The 22,208-nt window shown below is 48.2% G+C and carries 14 protein-coding genes; 10 read left to right on the top strand and 4 right to left on the bottom strand.

All coding sequences use genetic code 11. The features are described 5' to 3' along the window. Nucleotides 1–422: 422 nt before the first annotated feature. Both ACE3MZ_RS01025 and ACE3MZ_RS01030 read right to left on the bottom strand, forming a co-directional pair. Entirely contained in the window at nt 423–3,692 is a 3,270-nt protein-coding gene (locus ACE3MZ_RS01025; RefSeq protein WP_411344708.1) for a DEAD/DEAH box helicase, read from the bottom strand. Further along, on the bottom strand, nt 3,689–4,936 hold the full coding sequence (locus ACE3MZ_RS01030; protein WP_411344709.1) for a hypothetical protein: 1,248 nt from the start codon (nt 4,934–4,936) through the stop codon (nt 3,689–3,691). The genes ACE3MZ_RS01025 and ACE3MZ_RS01030 overlap by 4 nt, the downstream gene beginning before the upstream one ends. Nucleotides 4,937–5,192: 256 nt before the next feature. On the opposite strand from ACE3MZ_RS01030, the gene ACE3MZ_RS01035 reads away from it, so the two are divergent. From ACE3MZ_RS01035 to ACE3MZ_RS01055, 5 genes are all read left to right on the top strand, one after another. Beyond that, nucleotides 5,193–6,512 carry a diguanylate cyclase domain-containing protein gene (locus ACE3MZ_RS01035; protein WP_411344710.1) on the top strand — a complete coding sequence of 440 codons (1,320 nt, stop codon included), beginning with the start codon at nt 5,193–5,195 and terminating at the stop codon, nt 6,510–6,512. Between the two features lie 187 nt (nt 6,513–6,699). Then, the gene (locus tag ACE3MZ_RS01040) at nt 6,700–7,332 is read left to right on the top strand and encodes a LysE family translocator (protein ID WP_411344711.1); all 633 of its coding nucleotides are present in this window, start codon (nt 6,700–6,702) and stop codon (nt 7,330–7,332) included. A gap of 318 nt (nt 7,333–7,650) precedes the next feature. Further along, entirely contained in the window at nt 7,651–9,234 is a 1,584-nt protein-coding gene (locus tag ACE3MZ_RS01045) for a response regulator (protein WP_411344712.1), read from the top strand. Nucleotides 9,235–9,270: 36 nt separating this feature from the next. Continuing rightward, nucleotides 9,271–11,076 carry a sensor histidine kinase gene (locus ACE3MZ_RS01050; protein WP_411344713.1) on the top strand — a complete coding sequence of 602 codons (1,806 nt, stop codon included), beginning with the start codon at nt 9,271–9,273 and terminating at the stop codon, nt 11,074–11,076. A gap of 168 nt (nt 11,077–11,244) precedes the next feature. Then, complete coding sequence (locus ACE3MZ_RS01055) at nt 11,245–11,376, top strand: hypothetical protein (protein ID WP_411344714.1); 132 nt, start codon at nt 11,245–11,247, stop codon at nt 11,374–11,376. A gap of 90 nt (nt 11,377–11,466) precedes the next feature. Here the strand turns inward: ACE3MZ_RS01055 and ACE3MZ_RS01060 are convergent, their stop codons facing one another. Continuing rightward, nucleotides 11,467–12,369 carry an Abi family protein gene (locus ACE3MZ_RS01060; protein WP_411344715.1) on the bottom strand — a complete coding sequence of 301 codons (903 nt, stop codon included), beginning with the start codon at nt 12,367–12,369 and terminating at the stop codon, nt 11,467–11,469. A 170-nt stretch (nt 12,370–12,539) separates the two neighbouring features. Further along, on the bottom strand, nt 12,540–13,157 hold the full coding sequence (locus tag ACE3MZ_RS01065; RefSeq protein ID WP_411344716.1) for a DedA family protein: 618 nt from the start codon (nt 13,155–13,157) through the stop codon (nt 12,540–12,542). Between the two features lie 715 nt (nt 13,158–13,872). On the opposite strand from ACE3MZ_RS01065, the gene ACE3MZ_RS01070 reads away from it, so the two are divergent. The 5 genes from ACE3MZ_RS01070 to ACE3MZ_RS01090 all read left to right on the top strand — a co-directional run bounded on the left by ACE3MZ_RS01070 (nt 13,873) and on the right by ACE3MZ_RS01090 (nt 22,038). After that, nucleotides 13,873–14,790: a copper amine oxidase N-terminal domain-containing protein gene (locus tag ACE3MZ_RS01070; RefSeq protein WP_411344717.1), complete on the top strand. Its 918-nt coding sequence runs from the start codon at nt 13,873–13,875 to the stop codon at nt 14,788–14,790. A 499-nt stretch (nt 14,791–15,289) separates the two neighbouring features. Then, nucleotides 15,290–16,576, top strand: a complete 1,287-nt coding sequence (locus ACE3MZ_RS01075; protein WP_411344718.1) for an ABC transporter substrate-binding protein — start codon at nt 15,290–15,292, stop codon at nt 16,574–16,576. 161 nt (nt 16,577–16,737) lie between these two features. Further along, nucleotides 16,738–17,667, top strand: coding sequence for a carbohydrate ABC transporter permease (locus ACE3MZ_RS01080; protein ID WP_411344719.1), 930 nt, complete (start codon nt 16,738–16,740; stop codon nt 17,665–17,667). Next, nucleotides 17,660–18,484 (top strand): carbohydrate ABC transporter permease, encoded by an 825-nt coding sequence (locus tag ACE3MZ_RS01085; protein WP_411344720.1) that lies wholly within the window; start codon nt 17,660–17,662, stop codon nt 18,482–18,484. Before ACE3MZ_RS01080 ends, ACE3MZ_RS01085 begins: the two co-directional genes overlap by 8 nt. 452 nt (nt 18,485–18,936) lie before the next feature. Next, entirely contained in the window at nt 18,937–22,038 is a 3,102-nt protein-coding gene (locus tag ACE3MZ_RS01090) for a glycoside hydrolase family 2 TIM barrel-domain containing protein (protein ID WP_411344721.1), read from the top strand. Nucleotides 22,039–22,208: the final 170 nt, after the last annotated feature.

The raw sequence follows: 22,208 nt of genomic DNA on the forward strand, positions 1-22,208 counted from the left end.
TTTGATCAAATACTAAGTGAATAAGAAAAGCAAAACCAGAATACGCGTGTTCGTCTACATCACCATATCCTGCTTCATAGTCAACGACAACATCCTCCCGTTCATCGCTACAAGCAACCATAAACAAACAGACCAATACAATCAGGGTAACACGAAAGAAAACCTTCATCACAAGCTCCTCTCGACCACTTCATGTCTAAGACCTGCTACTCCCACAAAGTAGGAAATTGCGTTGGTGCTGCGATGAGCACGGAGCGGAGGGGAGGGAATAAGGGGAACGGGACGACTTTGGAGGTGCGAGAATCTACCTGCACTCCTAATCCATAGATTCTCGTACCTCCACCCGAGTCCCGTCCCCTTATCCCTTCCCGCAGCGGACTCTCACCCACCACCACCGTCAATTTTCCCCACACCACCTCACATTACACATCAACCCACTCACGCCGCAAGCTGAATAAGCTCTGCAACTCATCGTTCGACAGTTCCGTAATCCAGCCTTCCGAAGTGGAAATAATATTGTTACTTAGCTGCTGCTTACTCTCCAGCATCTCATCGATCCGCTCCTCCAGCGTCCCGAGCGAGATAAACTTGTGCACCTGCACATCTCGCTGCTGCCCCATCCGGTACGCCCGGTCGGTCGCCTGATTCTCGACCGCTGGATTCCACCATCGATCCACATGGAACACATGGTTGGCGGCGGTCAGATTCAGACCGACGCCGCCCGCCTTGAGTGATAGGATGAATATATTCGGCTCGCCCGGGCTTTGGAATTGCTCAATCATACGGTCACGCGCCGTCTTGGACGTGCTACCGTTCAAGTACAACACTGACTCGTTCATATCCTCGCTCAATACTTTCTGGATGATCTGACCCATACCAATATACTGGGTGAAAATCAGACATTTCTCGCCTTCGGCACGCAGCTCACGCACCATCTCCACCAACCGTTCTAGCTTGGCAGAGCGACTGATGAGCGTATCGATGCTCCAATCTGTCTGTTCTTCTTCGCCATCTTCTTGCGGCGACACAGTATGCACGAGTGCCGGATGGTCGCAGATTTGCTTGAGCTGCGTGAGGGCAGACAGAATAGCACCTTTGCGCTTCATGCCCTGTAGCTGGTTCATCTGCTGCATCAGCTGATTGACCGCCTGATCGTACATGACGCCCTGCTCCGGGGTGAGGTTGATATACGTCTTCATCTCGTTCTTTTCCGGCAAATTCAGCTGGATATTCGGATCTTTTTTCGTCCGGCGCAGCATGAATGGCTTAACGAGCTGTTGCAGATTCTGGGTGCGTTCCTCGTCATGCTCCTTCTCAATCGCCGTTGCAAAACGATCCTGAAATCCCTTCATACTGCCCAGATAGCCGGGAGTGATGAAGTCGTAAATGGACCATAGCTCGGCAAGCCGATTCTCAATCGGTGTACCGGTCATAGCGACCCGGTGCAAAGCGTGCAGACTGCGTACTGTCTGCGATTGGCGGGTTTGTGCGTTTTTGATATTTTGTGCTTCGTCCAGACAGATCGTTGCCCATGTAACCGTCTGTAATAGCTCCTGATCTAGTGAAGCCGTCGCAAAGGACGTTAGAATCACATCGTTCTCCTCAACCGCTTGCTGAAAAGCATCGCCGCTCAAGCGTTTGCTACCATAATGCAGGGCAACACGCAGAGAAGGCGCGAAGCGAAGAATCTCCTTTTGCCAGTTTCCGAGTACGGATGTCGGGCAGACAACTAGCGAAGTCGGACTGGACACCGAATGACTGACCAGCAGCGATGATTCCGTTTCCGACATACTGGGTGTAGAGTTGGAAGAAGGAGGATGTGAAAATTGTGCTTCCTCGCCGCTCCCTTGCATCGTACGCGTAAGATCCTGCTGTTGTTGTAACGATTGCTCGGAAGAGATCGTTGCACCGCTCATATCTGGTACATGGATATTTTCGTTTACAGCAGTTGTCTTCGTATCAATTGGCGGCTGCTTCATTACTGCTGCCAGCTGTGTATGTTGTAATTCCTGCGCATCATTTTGCTCCATACTTTGCAGCACGATCTGGTGTAATCGCTCTGCTTCGGTTTCAGCATCTTCCTTAATATGCAGCAGATACGTGATGAGCTGGATCGTTTTGCCGAGACCCATATCGTCTGCCAGACAAGCGCCAAGCCCAAAGCGACGCAAGAAGCTGAGCCATGAGAAGCCTTCCTGCTGATATGGTCGCAGCTGTGCATGCAGCCCAGCAGGAACCGGAATGAGCGGCATATCGTTCTGCTGACTAATCTGGCTGATCAATCCATTCAGATGCTCGTTCAATTCCACTTCAATCTCAATACGTTGAAATTCTTCCTCTTCGGCGTCAATTTCTTCTTCTTGTTCGCCATTTTGCTTGCTACGCCGCATCAGATGGAGTTGCAGCACATCTTGAAATGACAACCCGCGTCGCCGATCGATTCCTTGCATTGCGCGGCGAATCTGCTCCAGCAGCTCGGGGTCTAGTACGATCCACTGACCGCGGAACAGAGCAAGCCGTTCTTGCTTTTCCGCTAGTTCGAGGAATTCATCCTCGGTCAGCTCTGTCTCGCCGATCGCGATCCGCCAGTCGAAGTCGATTAACGCGTCCAATCCGAAAAAGGACTTGCCGGTACGCTTTTCCTCTTCCTCGCTCACTTTGGCTTTTAGCTTCGGACGCTTGCGGCGCGCCGCTTCCCACCATGCAGGCAGCAGCACGAGCCAGCCCGATTGCAGCAGTCGATTGCTGTACTGCGACAGAAAGCGCCACGCCTGCTCATTGTTCAGACTGCGCCCGATCATATCCTGCTCCGTGCCAAACTGGTTGATCGGCAGGACAGCGCGCAATTGCTCACGCCAAATGGTAGAGCGATCCAGCACATGCTGCTGCCATGCTGTCGGCCAATCCCCATCTGCCTGACCGCTCATACTCAGGCGCACTGGCACCAGATGAGTTTCATCCGTTTTATCCTGTAAAATCAGGCGTAATTGCCAGCCGTTATTCTCCTCTTCCGGCTCGACTAGCTGCAATGCCGGACGGAAAGGTGCAGAATCACTTTTCCAGCCAATCGATACGAGCCAGCTATTCTCATCCATTCCTGCCGTGCTGTTGTTCCGGTCAAATAGCTGCGGATATTCGCGCCGCAGATCGGCAGCTTCGGCTTCGGTATTGTAATACCGCTCCGACACATTGGCAGAAAAGGACGCCTGCAACCCTTCCAGCAGCTCCGGCTCCACGCCTGTTTGCAGCAATCGCTGCAATTCCTGCCGCTTCGTCCGCGATACCGATTTGAGCAAATAGTCCGGGTCCCATTTCCACTGCAATTTGCCACGTCGGTATGCGCCGAGCGATGGCAGATACTTTTTATCGTTCAGACAATTCAGTAGCGCAGGGGTAAGCTGACGCAGGGCATCGGCGTCACCTTCCCAATTCCACTCCACATGATGGAGCAGCTCTGCCTCTGCGAAAAAGGGAATTACCTGTTCGGCAGGCAAGACGATCAGCTCCACCTCTGGCGTCTGCTCGATCTGTAGCTGAGTTCCGTAAAAGGAAGGCTTGTGCCACGCAAACAGCAGATGCTTGAGGTAGAGCGCTGGTACGAAGCCGTATGATTCCTTGGTGCCATAGATCAGCGCATCGCCGTATTCGCTCATACCGACGCGGATTTGAATATGTTGTAGATGATGACTCATGGAATCAGCTTTCCTTTCCGTAATTCTTCCTGTAGCGCCCGCAAGCGGCTATGCTGGGCGGCGAATTGCTCCATATACTCCCGCCAGACTTCATCCTGCTTCAGCTTGGCATATAGCTTGGATAGTCGTTTGAGTAGCTTTACCGCTGCTTTGTAGCCATCCCGGTTTTTGTGTGACATATGCCGCTCTACCGCCTGATGGTAAAAGGGCAATAGCAGCTCCGGTGCATTGTTTTCCAGCGGTTTCAGTTCGGTCACTTTGTAGTTGGCAGGGTCTTTCCCTGCGGATAACTGATAATCCATCCACTCCCGGTACTTCCCATACGCCAGCAGGCGATCTTCATAAATACGTCCACCAAGCGGTAGCATACGTCCCAGCGCTTGCCACATCTGTGACTCACGATCTGGTAACTGCTGGATTACCAATTCCCAGTAGTCGCCGTAATGCTGGAGGTCGGAATACTGTCGGCGCAGCACCGGAACAAGCTGCTCCAGCCACCATGACAGCCGTTCCCATTGCTCCGCTGCTGCCAGTTCGCCCATTAGATCGGGCATCCGTTCCGGGTAAAAGTCATGCCGCTCTGCCGCTTGGCGAATCCAGTCCAGCGCCTGCTCATCTTCATTGGACAGAAAATAAATATAACTGCGCGCCAGCATCCCGGAATTGTAAGCAAAGCGTGGCGCCTGCCGATTGTCCTTTTGCTGATCTGCCTGCGCAAAGGCGCGTTCCAGCAGCTTCAATTCGCGCTCTAATAGCGGCACCGCCTGTGGCAAGGACATAAGCCAGCCGCGCCAGAGCAAATAATAGCAAGTCAGCAACACATGCGTATCTCGTACTTCGTACAGCATACTTTGCCGTAATTCCTTGAGCAATCCGCCCAGTACGACGCGTTCTTCCGCTTGTTCCAGTGGAGCGAGTGGCGCGGATAATAATTGTTGTAACCGATTCTGTACTTCCGTTGCCGCCAATCGGGTATGGTAACCGAGTGATAGCGTAGTGGAGCCGGTCGTGCGATGCAGTGGCTTCATGACCCGGCTATATATCGTTAATTCCACCAGTAGCCGATACAATTGCGCGGCAACTGGAGTTAGATCGGGCATGATGCGAAGACATTGCTCCAGCGCCTGCTCGGTATACGTAACATTGCGAATCTCCTGTTCTAGTGGAATCAGCTGTTGTTCAATCTGACGACGCCACCGATCCAGTATCGAATCCGCAACGGATTCATTGGAAGGTTGGTTCATATTTATCGTTCTCCTGCATTCCTAGGCTTTGTGGTATCCCTTTATTATACCATTTGCCTGTAACACGACGACTGTGTTTTCATGAAAATTTATTGTTTTTCCCGTCAAAATGGGGCTTTCAGCGCTGTAAACTGTTATGACTGCCGCCGATATAATATATATTATTGATGTGTTTATCTTTTCTGAGTCGCGCTGATCCATTTTTCTTCATTCCCTAGCGGCGATTCAGGATCATTTTGCGGAAAGGAGGATTCTTATGGAATTCTCCAATGAGCTTCTGGTAGGTTGCGAGAATGAGTCGCAGCTACGTTTGCTGATTGATATGATACCGGAGCTGATTGTACTCAAGGACGGCGAAGGGCGCTGGCTGCTATGTAACCAGATGGTACGAGAGGTTCATAAGCTGACCGAGTCTGAATATATGAATAAAACCGATCTGGAATTGGCGGAGATGCGTCCGGAATTACGATCGATTTTTGAATTTAATACAATGACTGATGAACAAACGTGGCAAAAAGGCTCCACGTTAATCGTGGAGAAGTCGTTTGTCGGGTATGACGGGGTAGAACGTACGTGGGAAGTCATGAAGACGCCGATCTTTTGCGGTGTGCATGAACGGAATCGTCTCATTATCGTGAGCCGCAATATCACCGACCGTAAACTTGCCGAAGTTGCGCTGCAACAGAAAAAGGAACGTTACCAGCTGATCGCCGAAAATATGACCGATGTGATCACCATTCTCGGACTGGATCGTACCGTGCAGTACGCATCGCCGTCCATTTCGCGTGCGCTGGGTTATACGCCGGAAGAGTTGATCCAGACCGAACGCTTTCAACTGGTACATCCCGAAGATATTGGGAAGTTTGCCGGTTTATTAAATGAAATACTGGTAGAAAAGAAAGTGCATGTTGTGCATGAATGTCGCTACCGTCACAAGGATGGTCATCATATCTGGTTTGAGATGAATATGTCGTATGTGCAGCAGGAAGACAAAGACGATTATCTGCTGACCGTAGCGCGCAATATCGAGGAACGTAAAATGCACGAGCAGCAGCTCAAATCGCTTGCCTATATCGATCCGCTGACTGGCGTGCCGAATCGTCGCTATTTGCTGACTCAGCTGCATCAAGATATTGAACTGGCACATCAGAATCAGACGATGCTAGGTATATTGTATCTGGATATCGACCGATTCAAGCAGGTAAACGATACGCTTGGTCATGAAGCGGGCGACTCGCTGCTTATTCAGATGGTTCAGCGAATCGCGAGTGAATTGGGTCCTATGGATACGATTGCTCGGATTGGCGGCGACGAATTCATCGTTGTATTGCCACTCGTGAGCAGTCGTGGTCAGATTGGCTGGATGGCAGATACGATCTGTCAGGCTTTGCAAAAACCGTGGCAACTGGACGATCAGGAAGTGATCACTGCTTCGTCGGTCGGCGTTGCAATGTATCCGAATGACGGAACAGGGGCTAAACATCTGTTAAGTTGCGCCGATCTAGCGCTGTACGAAGCGAAGCGCTCCGGGCGGGCACAGGTTGTGTTTCATGAAGATATAGAACATACGCAGTAAAGTGGTTTTTTATATTTTTTTGCGTAATAATTATACTTTTAAATGAATATTTATGTATATTGATTTCAAGTCAATCCCATCGTAATAGCTATGAGTAGCCTATACGGTAGGGTTGACTTTTTGCGTTGAAGTATTATCATTCAATATAATGTATAAAAATGGAATACATAGTACAGGAGGGTGAAGCATGCTGGATATGACAACGATGATTGGCTTTGCACTGGTGGCGCTCGGTATGGTGTGTGCGCCGGGACCGAATATGATCTATTTGTTATCGCGTTCAATTACACAGGGGCGAATGGCAGGCGTAATCTCATTAATGGGCATAATGCTGGCATTTACTGTGTATATTACAGCAACGATGTTCGGACTGTCTGCGCTCTTTCGTGCGGTGCCACTGTTGTATGAGCTGATTCGCTGGGCAGGCGCGGGTTATTTGCTCTGGCTCGCTTGGAAGTCGATTGCACGAGGTCAATCATCGCCGCTGGAACCGCAGCAGCTATCGGTGGATTCCCCGCGCAAGCTATTCATGATGGGCTTTATGACCAATCTGCTCAATCCGAAAGCAGCGGTACTGTACATATCGTTATTGCCACAATTTATCGATCCGTCGCGTGGGTCGGTATTGCTGCAAAGTATGGAGCTGGGACTGATTCAGATCAGCGTTAGCTTTATGATCAATCTGCTGATCGTTCTCACTGCCAGTGCTGTAGCGGCATGGTTCTCCACGCGTCCACTTTGGTTACAATGGCAACGCTGGCTCATGGCGGGCGTGCTGACCGGGCTGGCGGCACGGATGGCGCTAGATCGTAGCAAATAACACCAACTCCTACTTTATATGTACTGCCTGCCAATACCCGTGATGTGCTCAAGACGACATGACGGGTATTGGCTATGTATCGGTAGCGATGTACAATCCTGTGCCACTAGTGATCGTAAAACATTTTGTGCCGCAAATCCCCGTTTTGTGATAGCATAAAAAGACAAAATCAGACAAACATTATCCCTCTCTTATGAAAACGTTATCAAAAATAACTTCGCAAAACGCCATATTCGCGATCCATCCCATATAATGAAGATAGATGATGAGATTCAAAGCAACTTATGCGTAACATCCAGTCTTATAGGGAGTGTCCTAATGAAAGAATTATGCAAAATAGTAATCGTCGATGATGAGGTGCTGGTTCGGAAAGGAATCAAGCATTATCTCGTCTGGGAACAATATGGATTCCAGATCGTGGGCGAGGCGTCCAACGGACGTGAAGCATTGGAGCTGATGGACGAGCTGCGCCCGCATATCGTCATTACCGATATCGTGATGCCTATTATGGATGGTGAGGAATTTACACGAATCGTCAAGCAGAATTATCCTGCGATTGAAGTCATCGTGCTTAGCAGCTACGGTGAATTTAATTATGTGCGCTCCACCTTCCAGAACGGAGTAGCAGACTATATTCTCAAGCCCAAGTTAGAAACGCAAGAGCTGCTACAAGTGCTGCAAAATACCGCCCGCCGCATCCCGGCGCTCCAATATGACGAGCAAACGGGCGGCGAACAGATCACCGTCGACCATGTACTGGAAAAGCTCATCGCTGGCTTTGACGCTGACTATGAGCCGGAATTGTTAACGACACAGTTTCCATATGCTCACTGTTATCTCGTTGGTGTGCAGCCGCGCCTGACGCATGGTGGCAATGGCGATGCGTGGAGTCAGCAGCGCAGCAACCAGATTGCCAATATCAGTTCCAGCATAGCGGAATGTCTGGAACAGTGCGGAGTGCCGCTGGCGTTCCGTCCGGTAGCTACCGATCCGCAAATTGTTGTCTTTTTGCTGAATACGGATGATGCACATGCTGACGAGCTTATTCATGTATTGCGGAAGCTAGCATCGCACGGCGAGCAAGAGGTCGAGACAGCGCAGCATGCGTGGGCGCTAACTGAACCATTTGAACAGCCACAGCAGATTGGTGAGATGTACCAGCATTTGCTGACATTGCTGGAGTACCGGTTTTATTTTCCCGATCAGGCGTTGATGATTGAGCATGAATTGCCGGAGCCGATAGAGGTGAAGGGTGGCTTCAATCTGAAGCAGTTTACCGAGGAACTGCGGCGGGAGCAGTTTGACAGTGCCTTTGCAGCGCTACAGGAATATGTGCAGACGCTGGCTGGTAATTACCGGGCAACGCCGTTTGAATTGAAGTCGTTTCTGGGCAATATTATTTTTAACATTATTACGCTGCTGGGCAATCAGGATTACGATGTACGGCAGCTGGATCAGGAAAAATATGATTATTTCCGCGATATTAACGATGCGCTGGACGTACAGCAGACGCTGGCGCTACTGAACGGCTTTCTGGAGCGGGTGCAGGCAAGCATCGCTGAGCGTTCTGGTCAGCAGAGTGGCTCCAATATGAAGATGCTGCTGGAATATATACAGCAGCATTACGCTGAACCGCTCAGTCTGACCGGATTAGGGCAGCATTTTCATTTTAATCCGTCGTATTTGTCGAGTTATTTTACGACTCATAACAAGGAAGGCTTCAGCGAGCATTTGAACAAGATTCGGGTGCAAAAGGCTGCCGAGATGCTAACGGATGACCGGTATGCGATCTCCGAGATCAGCGACAAAGTGGGCTATTCCGATCATAGCTATTTCACCAAAGTATTCAAAAAGTGGACCGGTCTGTCGCCCAGTCAGTACCGCCGGCAGCATATGCGCTAAACGGCAGGATCTTATGAAGATGAGTGGGAATGAGAAATGAATATCAAAAACCATATGCGTCGTTTTGAGCAAAAGGGACTGTTTTTCAAGCTGTTTATCGTTATGGTTGTCAGCATCATCACCGTCTGTCTGTTCACTTCGTTAGTGACGATTCGCATGTCGGAGCGGCTGTTTACCGAGACGTTCAGCATTACCAATTCCAAAGTGCTGAATCAGATCAAGAGCAGTATGGAGTCATTCAACGATTCCATCGTTAATGGCGTCAGCCATGCGTCGCAGAACGGGACGGTGAAAAGTTACCTGACTGGCGGTGAAGGGGATTCGTTAAGCGCGTCTGTGACCTATTTTGGCATGGGACAGCAGATGAAGCAGATCAAGTCCAATGTGGATGCGTACGATGTCGGTGTGACGCTTGTCGGTGTGAACGGGCGCAGCTATACGTCGGACTGGTCGTATTGGCCTGTGCCGACCGAACAATTGGCGAAAAACCGGATTACCGAGCGTACCGTAGCAGAGCCGAAGCGGCTCATGTACCAGTATGACGAGGAGACGGCAAAGAATGGCAAGGAAGATTATATTATCGCGTCCAAAGCGCTCATGGAGCGCACGAGCGATTACCTGTATGGCACGATCTATGTGGCGATTCGAGAGCAGGAGTTCAAGCGCTTTTACAGCAATTTTACGAGTACGGGTAACGATGTGCTCATTCTCGACGCGTACGGACGGATCGTGTCGTCCAACCGCGAAGACCTGATCGGCACCTTTTCCCCGGAATTGTTAAAAGACGTGACCGACATTCAGGATCAACAGCTGAGCTACAAGAACGACGATGTGATGGGCAAAAATCATATCATTCTCGCCAATTATATCCCGTCGTACAATTTCTATCTGGTGAATCTGATCGACCGCGAATATGCTGTCGGACAGATTATTAACGTACGTGATATCGCCCTGATCTGTATCGGCATCGTACTGGCAGCACTGCTGACCGTGTTCCTGATCTCGCGTCGACTCACGCAGTCACTCACTCGACTGGTGCGCCAGATGTCGACCATTACCGAAAAGGACTTTGGCAACTATGTGCATGTGACAGGCAGCTACGAGGTGCAGGAGCTGAGCCGGGCGTTCAACTATATGCTGGATGAGCTGAACGAGTACATCGCACGTCTGCTAGAAACGCAAAAAGAACAGCGTAACGCTGAGCTAGCGGCGCTCCAGCGGCAGATCAATCCCCATTTCCTGTACAATACGCTGGCGTCGATCAAGATGCTCGTGCAAAAAGGCAATAAAGAAACCGCCGCCGAGACGATCAATGCCCTAATCTCCCTGCTGCAAAATACGATCAGCAATGTCAGCGAGACAATCACCATCGAGCAGGAACTGAACAATATGAAAAATTATGTGTTCATCAATCATGTGCGTTACGGCAATAAAGTACAGGTCAATTATTTCGTCGCACCAGACTGTATGGACTATCAGGTGCCAAAGCTGATCATCCAGCCATTTATCGAAAATGCCTTTTTCCATGCGTTTAATGAAAAAGGAGCAGGCGTTATCTATATTATGGTATCGCGCTTGGATGACATGCTGGTGTGCGAAGTCGTCGACAACGGCGACGGTATCGACGGTTTGTCTGATGATGAAGATAGCCAACTGCCCAATCCGAAGTCCAAACGCCAACTATTCACCGGCATCGGGATTCAGAACGTCAACAACCGTATTACGTTGCTGTACGGCGATCAATACGGCGTGAGTATTTCTAGTAAGAAGGGCGAAGGGACGAAGGTGAAGATCACATTGCCGTTGATTGTAGAGCAGCAGGAGTTGTTTGATCGTTCTTGATAGTGATTGGTAAAGATGCTTGTTCATGCCGATGGTTGCTAATAGTTGGTTTCCCTTTTGTTCTCATTTGAATATTCAACTACAAGTAGGATACGGCGTTCTGAAGTGGAAATTGTTGTATTTTATATGATACTTTGGATATAGATTGTGGCAAAAAGGGGGAGGAAGATGAACATCGGACGAATGAATACTCGCAAACTCATCTGGAGCATCGTTGCTGCTGTAGTGATTCTGGCGGTAGGGTTTGAATTATTCATGCTGCTTGGGTACGCGATGGTGACTAACAATCCGTCGAGTTGAGGGATGTTGTGTTGTTTATGAATAGTTGAGTTAGTCATGAATAAAAGAAGAGCCGTGGGCAGATGGTGCCTAAACTACACGGCTCTTCTTTTAATTTATGTCAGATGGTACACTCATTAAATGATGCTTCCAATCTGGTATAAAACCGAGAACATCCAGATCAATATCGGATGAGTATGTAATGATTAGATTTTCCAATTCATCTACCCATTGCTGCCAAAAATCTAAATCTTGTACCAAATACTTTGCTGAGAAAATGAGTGAAAATAACTTTTTTGCATTCAAATGAAGTTCTCTCGCATTAAACGAACGTGCTATATCTTTGTCCAAAAGCGTAAAGTACAATCTACCAAAGTGAGCACATTTGTTACGGATAACAGATAGCGCATGAAGCCAATTTCGGAGCAAGTTATTCGTTTTTAAATTAAATTCTTTTGCGATTAATCTTTGATCTTGCGTATGTAGATTGGAATATAAGATGGATAGTGAAGAAAAGGTTAGAACTTCAATAGCAACCCATATAGGATATTGTCCTCCATAACGACTGCGATAGTGCTGGATGAAAATTTCTCTACTATCAGATAAACTTTTTTGCCAGCTTTGACTAAAAGAATCAAAACTAATTTTTTGGAAATTGAAGTTTTGCTCTTCTTTATAAAACAGTGAATTCTGTACATGCTTCATTGCCAGATAATATGACAATGTAGCTCTCATTTTGATTTCGATATGTTCACACAATTTAAATAAATGAAGTCGCAATGCGGAATCGAAATGTGCAATATTAACGATCGATTGAAAATAGGTATGTTTACGATAATTACCTTGTTGATTTTTGAAGGGCAGGAGATAGCCGGTAAATCGATAGTAACTAATTTGTTGTAATATTTTCTTGGCATAATTATGATCTGGAATGATGAGACCACGAGATTCCAATAATAAAATCTGCTGTTCTATAGAAATAGCCGGTTTTAGAGGCAGACCGCCAGTATTCATAATAAGCCCCCATATAAAAAAATGGCCCACCCATTTTTGCATCAAACTGGGTCTCAGTTTGCTAGGCCGGGCGGGAACTGTTAATTATATTATACCATGATAACATCTTATCACACCATAATAACATCGTATTATTTAATAATTATTGATATTGTATACTTCTTGCTTAACTATTTCGCCTGCGCCTTCTTATGCCGTCTCACATACCAAACGATAAACCCAATCCCCACCACAGCAATAATCGCATACGCAATATTTGAATACACATCCATAAACTCCGTAATCCGATGCCAGTTCTCGCCCAGACTTGCTCCAATAATGACTAGAATCGAGTTCCAGATCACCGTACCAATCGTCGTAAATAATAGAAACAGTCCAAATTTCATATTAGACATGCCCGCTGGAATGGAGATCAGGCTGCGTACGAGTGGCACCATGCGGCAGAACAGCACTGTCCAGTAGCCATACTTGTCAAACCACTTGTCCGCGCGGTGAATATCTTCCTTTTTTACTCGTAAAATATGACCCCAGCGGTCAACAATCTTCTCCAGCCGCTCCACATCAATCAGCAGCCCCACGCCATACAAAATCACTGCACCCGCTACCGAGCCAATCGTAGCCGCAATAATAACACCAATCACGGTTAGCGACGAGTTGGTCGTCATGAATCCGCCAAACGGAAGTACAATCTCCGATGGAATCGGCGGAAATACATTTTCCAGTGCAATAATTAGCGCAATACCGACATAGCCGAATTGCTCCATGAAATTCGTAATCCAATTTTGCAAAGTAATCCTCCTCCAATATAGTCTCTACACATCCTATTGTCTGTTTGTCATTCTCTCTATTACGTCATCCGTGCATATGTCATACTCATTTGTACAAAATGACATATGCAGAATGGCATTTACTTTATATCTCTTCTGTTTATACACCGAAATCGCCTTGCTTGAAGCGCGGAAAGGCAGTCATAGCAACATAATCATAAATAAAAAGTGTCATATTCCGATGATTTTGCTGAGATATACGGTTTGCATAAAATATACAGCATCGCTTCTCCATATGCAAAGTTTGCAGCGAGCAGAACATTTCAACATAACTGCATGTACGTATGTTACGCATGTATCGTTTCTATTATTATTCATCTCATGTATTTGTCTCACCACTACCACTTTTCCAAACGATGACAGAATTGAAATTTTATGAATATGGCATAGCGGGTAAGGATACATAAGCAGGAGCGCGGTTCCGCCATACCTTTGCCAGCTCGCTTAGTTGGCAGTCGGGGTATAAAAGATGATAAGATAAGGCTGGACAGTGGAATGCTCCGTTTCTGTATACACATGGGCAGCAAAGGATAGAGCTGCGGCAGAATCGGGCGACTTTCGGCATACGGATGGAGCGGGAACCGCAAAACACGGCGTTGGCATACAAACAGCCTATGCAACATTTACGTGCACGGCAGTGTATTGGTTTGTATGACGATCAATGGAGGAATAGAATATGATGAAAACATTTTCCAGGCTGATTTTATCGATCGCGCTCGTTTTTAGTATGGGAGCCGGCACGGTTCAGGCAGCAGCGGCATCACCGGACATTCAGGTTATCGTCAACAATTCGACCGTTTATGTCGGTGTGACCGCTTACGTGGACCGCGGTACAACGATGATTCCCATCAAGGCGCTACAGTACATACCGGGCAATTCAACGATATGGAACAATATTAATCAAACGGTAACCGTCAGTCAGGACGGCAATGTGATCACGCTGGTCATCGGACAGACGACTGCAACGATCAACGACCGCACGATTCAACTGCCGGTTGCGCCGACGATTCGTGACGGACGGGCAATGGTGCCGCTGCGCTTTATCGCAGAAGCCGCACAAGCGACGGTGTACTGGAATGCGACATCGCGCATCGTCTATGTTGCCAAAACACCGGATCAGAATTTGCGTCAACTGAGCGGTACCGATCTGGCAACAGCGCGTGAGGCAGCAGTGACAATTCCGCGCATTAACCGACTGAAGAGCTTCACTCCGTCTGAGGAGAGCGGCGGCATCTACCGCTATTATTTCCCAGAAGGACAATACTACCCATTCTTTGAACAACGTGGAGATGTCGTTTCTTACTATGAAATGAAGGACAATCACAGCGAGCTGGTATGGACAGCCAAGCTGGATCTGACCAAACAATCATCGAACAATCTGTTCTTCTTGCCGTACAGCATTGAGCAGGAAGATGGAACGATGCCGAGCATTTTGAGTAAAGTGGTATTCTTCGACAATCTGACAGCTAACGGCGTATCGCGTTACGGGTATATCGATAATCCGATTCAGCCGTCAACAACAACGACTCCTACTGGCACGACACAGACAGAAAATCGCTTTACCAACATACCGGAAGAGAAGCCGGTCAAATAAGCAGAGCCAGTATCTACCTCGTGTTCGATTCCTGCATAATGTAGACGGGGAAGCCGAACAGACAGACAGCGCTAGCAATACTGGCAGCATATACGATCCGCCGCGCCCGGCGGTTCATCATTCATCCGATTGTCCTGATCACAGCCGAACCTGCGCAGCAGTATGCAGGTTCGGCTGTTTTTTGCTGCCAAAGCCCAGATGTAATTCTTGTAATCGCCAATATCCAGTCTGTTATTTCCACATCTATAATGAGAAAAAGCAGATAAAAACGGATACAAAGTCATATCTATTTTAAAATGTATCTAAAAAATGTACCAAAAAGTAAATATAGTACCAAATGATAACGCTACCAATAAAAATAGAACCAATAATATCACAAATCCGCATAAAGATATTCCTAACGACCGACGGAACGGGAATGGTAAGATAAATTTGTCAATAAGCAAGCGCTTTCAATCAAGTTGGTATTCCATCATATAAGAGCAGGGGTTGAACAGAAATGAAAAAATGGATGTTCCTTTTACTAGCAAGCGTACTGTTGTTGTCCGCATGTTCCAGCGGTGGCGGCAGCAGCGCAAGCTCCGATCCGGGCAAAAAAGAAATTACTATCTGGGCATGGGACCCGAACTTTAACATCGCCGCATTGAATCTTGCCAAAGAAAAATACATGGCTGACCATCCAGACGTAACGATTAATATCGTCGAAAATGCACAAGCGGATATCGTACAAAAGCTGAACACTGGCTTGAACTCCGGTACTACCAAAGGTTTGCCAAACATCGTACTGATAGAGGACTATCGTTCCCAAGGTTTCTTGCAAGCGTATCCTGACGCATTCCGCGACATGTCCGATTCCATCAAAGCATCCGACTTCGCAGATTACAAAGCAGGTCCTACTAGCTATCAAGGCAAACAGTACGGTGTACCGTTTGACTCCGGCGTAACGGGTCTGTATGTACGTACTGACTATCTGGAAAAAGCAGGCTACAAAGTAGCTGATCTGCAAAACATCGATTGGGATCAATTCATCGAAATCGGTAAAAAAGTCAAAGCCGCTACTGGCAAAGACATGCTGACCCAAGATCCCAATGACCTCGGTCTGATTCGTTCTATGATTCAATCCGCAGGCTCCTGGTACCTGAAAGAAGATGGTACGACACCGAATATCGCGAACAATGCTGCACTGAAAACGGCACTGGAAACATACAAAGCGATGTACGATGCTAACATCGTCAAAGCAAACTCCGACTGGAGTCAATTCCTGGCTGCCTTCAACAAAGGCGATGTAGCCAGCGTTCCAACTGGTAACTGGATCACACCTTCTGTAAAAGCTGAAGCGTCTCAATCCGGCAAATGGGCAGTTGTTCCTTACCCTGTACTGAAAGGCGTAGCTAATTCCGTACACGCTTCTAACATCGGTGGTGCTTCTTGGTACGTCATGAATATGGACGGACAAGACACAGCCGCAGACTTCCTGAAATCCACGTTCGGCTCTGACAAATCGCTGTACAACGATATGCTGACCAAAATCGGTATCATCGGTACACTGAAAACTGCTTCCGAAAACGAAGCATATGACAAACCAGACGAGTTCTTCAGTGGTCAAAAAGTATATGCCGACTTTGCAAAATGGACGAAAGAAGTTCCAAACGTAAACTACGGTCTTCACACGTACGCAATTGAAGACATCATGGCAGTCGAAGTTCAAAACTACCTGAACGGTAGCAAAGACGTCGATACGATGATGAATGATGTACAAGCACAGGCTGAAGCCCAGCTGAAATAATCGCAACACGCAATGAACGAGAGATAAAACCTTGGGCTTAACGGTTCAAGGTTTTATTTTTCCGTATCGATAGGTTGAGATGGATATACCGAAGGAAACCGCAGGCGAGCCACTACACATAGACAAGCAGCAAACCGGCGATATGAGGGAGATGAAACCAGATGAAGACAGCAGAACCCGCTCTGAATCCGAGCAAAAAATCCACCCGTTCCCGCATGGGCAATCGGGTCAAAGAAGGCGTAACCGGCTGGCTGTTCGTTGGCGTAGCCGCCGCTATGATTGTGATCTTTTATTTCTATCCGATGATCCAAGCGCTGATCCTGTCGTTCCAGACGGGAACCGGCATGAATTTGAAATTTAACGGTATCGAGAACTATACGCGTCTGCTAACAGATAGTATGTTCCTGACCGCCGTCAAAAATACATTTATTTATCTCATTTTCCAAGTGCCCCTGATGGTACTGCTGGCACTGTTTATCTCGGTGCTGCTGAATGACAAAAACCTGAAATTCAAAGGCTTTTTCCGTACGGCGATCTTCCTGCCGTGTATCACATCACTCGTTGCTTATGCAGTTGTATTCAAATACTTGTTCGCACCGGATGGATTGGTCAACTCGCTGCTGATGAATATTCATGTCATCGGCGCACCGATTCAATGGATCACCGATCCGTTCTGGGCAAAAGTAACGATTATTCTCGCAATCACATGGCGCTGGACGGGCTACAATATGATCTTCTACCTGTCCGGTCTGCAAAATATCGATAGCTCTATTTACGAAGCGGCACGCATCGACGGCGCTTCGGCAGTACGTCAATTTTTCAGCATTACGGTTCCGCTGCTCAAACCGATCATTCTGTTCACGTCCATCACATCCACCATCGGTACACTGCAATTGTTCGATGAGGTTGTGAATATTACGAAGGGCGGACCGGGTAACGCGACGACGAGTATTTCGCAGTACATCTACAATCTGTCGTTTAAATATTCGCCAGACTTTGGTTATGCGGCAACAGTATCGTATTCGATCGTAATTATGATCATCATTCTTTCCTTTATCCAGTTCAAAGTGGCAGGTGAGCGCAATGGCTAAAACCAAATTAACCTTTACGTATGTGTTTCTGATCATCGCTGCATTTGTCTCGATCTTCCCGTTCTTCTGGATGATTGTTAGCTCGACGAACTTATCGGTGGATGTGACTGGCGGACGACTGCTGCCGGGCAGTCATCTGATCGAGAATCTGAGCAAGCTCGCTAGCTCAGTCGACATCTGGAATGCGATGTGGAACTCGGCGAAGATCGCGGTATCTACTACGATTCTTGCCCTGCTGATCGCTTCGCTGGCAGGCTACGGCTTTGAAGTATATCGCAGCAAAGCGAAGGATATCGTATTCAATATCCTACTGCTGTCGATGATGATTCCATTCGCGGCGCTGATGGTGCCGTTGTACCGGATGTTCGGCAAAATTACGAATGTGGTTTCGTTCATCGGGATTGATACGCCAGCGGCTGTCGTAATTCCGACGATGACGACTGCGTTCCTGATCTTCTTTTTCCGTCAAAGTACGAAGATGTTCCCGAAAGACTTGCTGGAAGCAGGTCGGATGGATGGGCTGAGCGAGCTAGGATTGTTCTTCCGCGTATATATGCCGACGATGAAAACGACATATGCGGCTGCGGCAATCATTACATTTATGTCCAGCTGGAACAACTATCTGTGGCCGCTCGTTATTCTGCAAACGCCGGAGAATCAGACGATTCCGCTGCTGATCTCCAACCTCGGATCAAGTTATGCACCGGATTACGGTGTGATTATGATTGCGATTGTGATCTCGACGATTCCGACAGCGCTGGTGTTCTTCTTAATGCAGAAGCACTTTGTGGCAGGTATGGTTGGATCGGTGAAATGATGTTGCGCTGGTTTTATGGAAAAGATGGGTTGGGGGTGTGAGCTGGAACGCTCCGGGGAAGGGATTGTCCTGAAGTGTCGCCGTTAAGGACTGGATATTTTGAATTTCCGCTTAGGCGGAGAATATCCAGTCCTTACATGCGAGCGCTTCGCTCTTTTCAGGACAATTCCCTTCCCCTCCGCTCCGGCGCACCCCCCCAACCCTTTTCCATGCACAGCGTAAATGATTTCACTCTGGGTGAGGAAGTAGGGAAGGATTGGAAGGGCTGTAGCTTGGAGTTGGGTTTTGTGGCTAGAACTATTGGATTTTGTTTGACATTTGTAGTGAGATTAGGATTGTTAATGTATAAGAATATAGAAATTTTCTATGCGCGATTTTATTATATTAAAATGGTTGATGGTGGCGGGATATAATAATTGGGTGAGTATTTTAACGGGATGGAGTGGATGAGTATGAGTAAGGCGGACGTGCATGTTCGTGGGAAGCAGCGTGTGAATGAGGCTTCGCTGGAGTGGTTGGCGGATACGTCGGTGTTTGCGGTGAATCGGGTGGATGCGTATTCGGATCATCGGTATTATCGGTCGGCGGAGCAGGCACAGGCTGGTGGGGAGATGGATTGGCGGTATTCGCTGAATGGGAATTGGAAGTTTCATTATGCGATCAATTCGGCGGCGCGTCCGCAGGATTTTTATAAAGATGGATTTTCTTGTGCGGGTTGGGGCGATATTGCGGTGCCGGGACATATTCAGACGCAGGGCTACGGGCAGATGCAGTATGTGAATACGATGTATCCGTGGGATGGTGTGGAGAATTTGCGTCCGCCGTTTATTTCGGAAGATTATAATCCGGTAGGCAGCTATGTGAAGCATTTTGTACTGCCGGAGCAGCTAGATGGGGAACGTCCGGTATATATTTCGTTTCAAGGTGTGGAATCGGCGTTTTACGTATGGCTGAACGGGCAGTTTGTTGGATATGGGGAAGATAGCTTTACGCCGTCGGACTTTGATCTGACGCCGTTCATGCAAGCGGGCGAGAATCGTCTGGCAGTGGAAGTGTATCAACGCAGTACCGGATCGTGGTTGGAGGATCAGGACTTCTGGCGGTTCTCCGGTATTTTCCGTGAGGTGTATCTGTATACGGTGCCAGAGGTTCATGTACGGGATCTGCATGTGCATGCTGGTCTGGATGATGCCTATACGCAGGGACAATTGAACGTGAAACTGTCGCTAGAGCAGGGACAATCTGCAAATGGTGCCAAAGCGGTACTGGAATTAAAAGATGCTGCTGGCAATGTAGTGACATCTGGCGAAGCGGCATTTGCGGATGGTGAACAGGGCGGACAAGCTAGCTTCCACGCGACGGTGAATCGTGTATCCACTTGGAATGCGGAGCAACCGTATCTGTATACGCTGTACATTTCTGTGTACAATGCGGCTGGCGAATTGACCGAAGTGATTCCGCAGCATGTAGGTTTCCGTCGTTTTGAAATGATTAACAAAGTGATGTGCATTAACGGCAAACGCATTGTATTCAAAGGCGTCAATCGTCATGAATTCAACTGCCGCACCGGACGTGCAGTGACCGAAGAGGATATGCTGTGGGATATTCGTACGATTAAACAAAATAATATGAATGCAGTACGTACATCGCATTATCCGAATCAGACGCGTTGGTATGAGCTGTGCGATCAGTATGGCATTTACCTGATCGACGAGATGAATCTGGAAAGTCACGGTTCGTGGCAGAAGCTGGGTGCGGTAGAGCCATCGTGGAATATTCCGGGCGATCTGCCGGAATGGCAAGATATCGTGATGGATCGTGCGATCTCGATGGTCGAGCGCGATAAGAACCATCCGTCGATCCTCATCTGGTCATGCGGTAATGAGTCGTATGCTGGTCAGGTGATCCTGAATGTAGCAAATTATTTCCGCGCAACCGATCCGACGCGTCTCGTGCATTACGAAGGCGTATTCCACAATCGCGACTTTGACGATAGTAGCGATATGGAGAGCCGCATGTACGCGAAGCCAGCCGATATTGAGGAATACCTGAACAATGATCCGCAAAAGCCATATATTAGCTGCGAATATATGCACGCGATGGGTAACTCCGTTGGCGGCATGCACAAATATACCGAGCTGGAAAACAAATATGAGCTGTATCAAGGCGGCTTCATCTGGGATTATATCGACCAAGCGGTGATGAAGAAAAATCGCTACGGCGACGAATATCTCGCTTACGGCGGCGACTATGACGACCGTGCGACCGACTATGGCTTCTGTACAGACGGTATCGTCTACGCTGACCGTAAGGTATCTCCGAAAATGCAGGAGGTCAAATTCCTGTATCAGAATCTGAAGCTGACCCCGGATCAACAAGGGGTGACTGTGCGTAACGAGAATCTGTTTGCCGGAACGGACGAGTATACGCTACTGTATCGTCTGTACCGCGAAGGTGTGCTGGTGCATGAGCAGCAGCTGGATGTACAGGTGGCGGCAGGCACAGAGCAGCATGTAGCAGTTACATTACCACAGACAGCTCAGCTGGCAGGTGAATATGCCATCCATGCGTCCTTCTTGCTGAAGCAGGCGACGCTATGGGCAGAAGCTGGGTATGAAGTGGCATTTGGTGAGCATGTGTTTATCGTGGAACATACACAGCCACAGCCGAATCCGGTTCGTATCGGTGAGTTGCGTATTGCTGAGGGCGATGTGAATGTGGGCGTACATGGTGACAATTACAGCATCATGTTCTCGCGTGGTGCAGGCAGTCTTACGTCGCTGCGCTACGATGGACGCGAATATATTTCCACACCACCAGCACCGCTGTTCTGGCGTGCGACGACGGACAATGATCGCGGAACGGCACAGGGCTTTACGTCAGGCGCATGGTTTGCCGCCAGTCTGACTCGTCGCTGTACCGGTATGCAGCTGGACAAAGGGGACGACCACGTTACGTTTACGTTCCAATACGCGTTCAGCATTCACCCGGATGTGAGCATGACGACTGTGTACACTGTGTACCGTGATGGCAGTCTGCATGTGAAATCTAGCTATGCTGGTGCCGCTGGTCTACCGGATCTGCCTATCGTAGCATTGTCGTTCAAAATCCCGGCGGATTACCATCATCTGAACTGGTACGCAATGGGACCAGACGAGAACTATATCGACCGCGCATTTGGTGCTAGACTGGGCACTTTCCAAAATGATGCTGCCGATAACGTATCTGGCTATGTTGTACCGCAGGAGAGCGGCAATCGTACGGGCGTCCGTCGTGTGGACATTACCAACGATAACCGGCAAGGTCTGCGCATTACGTCTCCGGCAGACGCGCCGGTAGAGTGCAATATCTCGCCATACACCGCATTTGAACTGGAAAGTGCTGCGCATCTGTATGAGTTGCCACCTGTGCATTATACGGTCGTCACAATCGCAGGCAAGCAAATGGGCGTCGGCGGCGACGATAGCTGGGGCGCACCAGTACACCCGGAATACCGTATTCCAGCAGATACCGATCTGAGCTTTGCATTTACGATCACGCCATTCCGCGGCTAATCTACAAGCAAATACGTGCTATCTACTACTATCCCTGTTGTGTCACCATCGACATAACAGGGATTTTTTATACCAAATATAGACTTTCAAAGTTGACATACCAAGTAAGCATATTATATAGTAGTCAAGATCGCATTCCTAAAAATATACATAAAAGGAATAAGAATCAA

The sequence above is a fragment of the Paenibacillus sp. WLX1005 genome, assembly GCF_046603685.1.
Classification (GTDB): domain Bacteria; phylum Bacillota; class Bacilli; order Paenibacillales; family Paenibacillaceae; genus Saccharibacillus.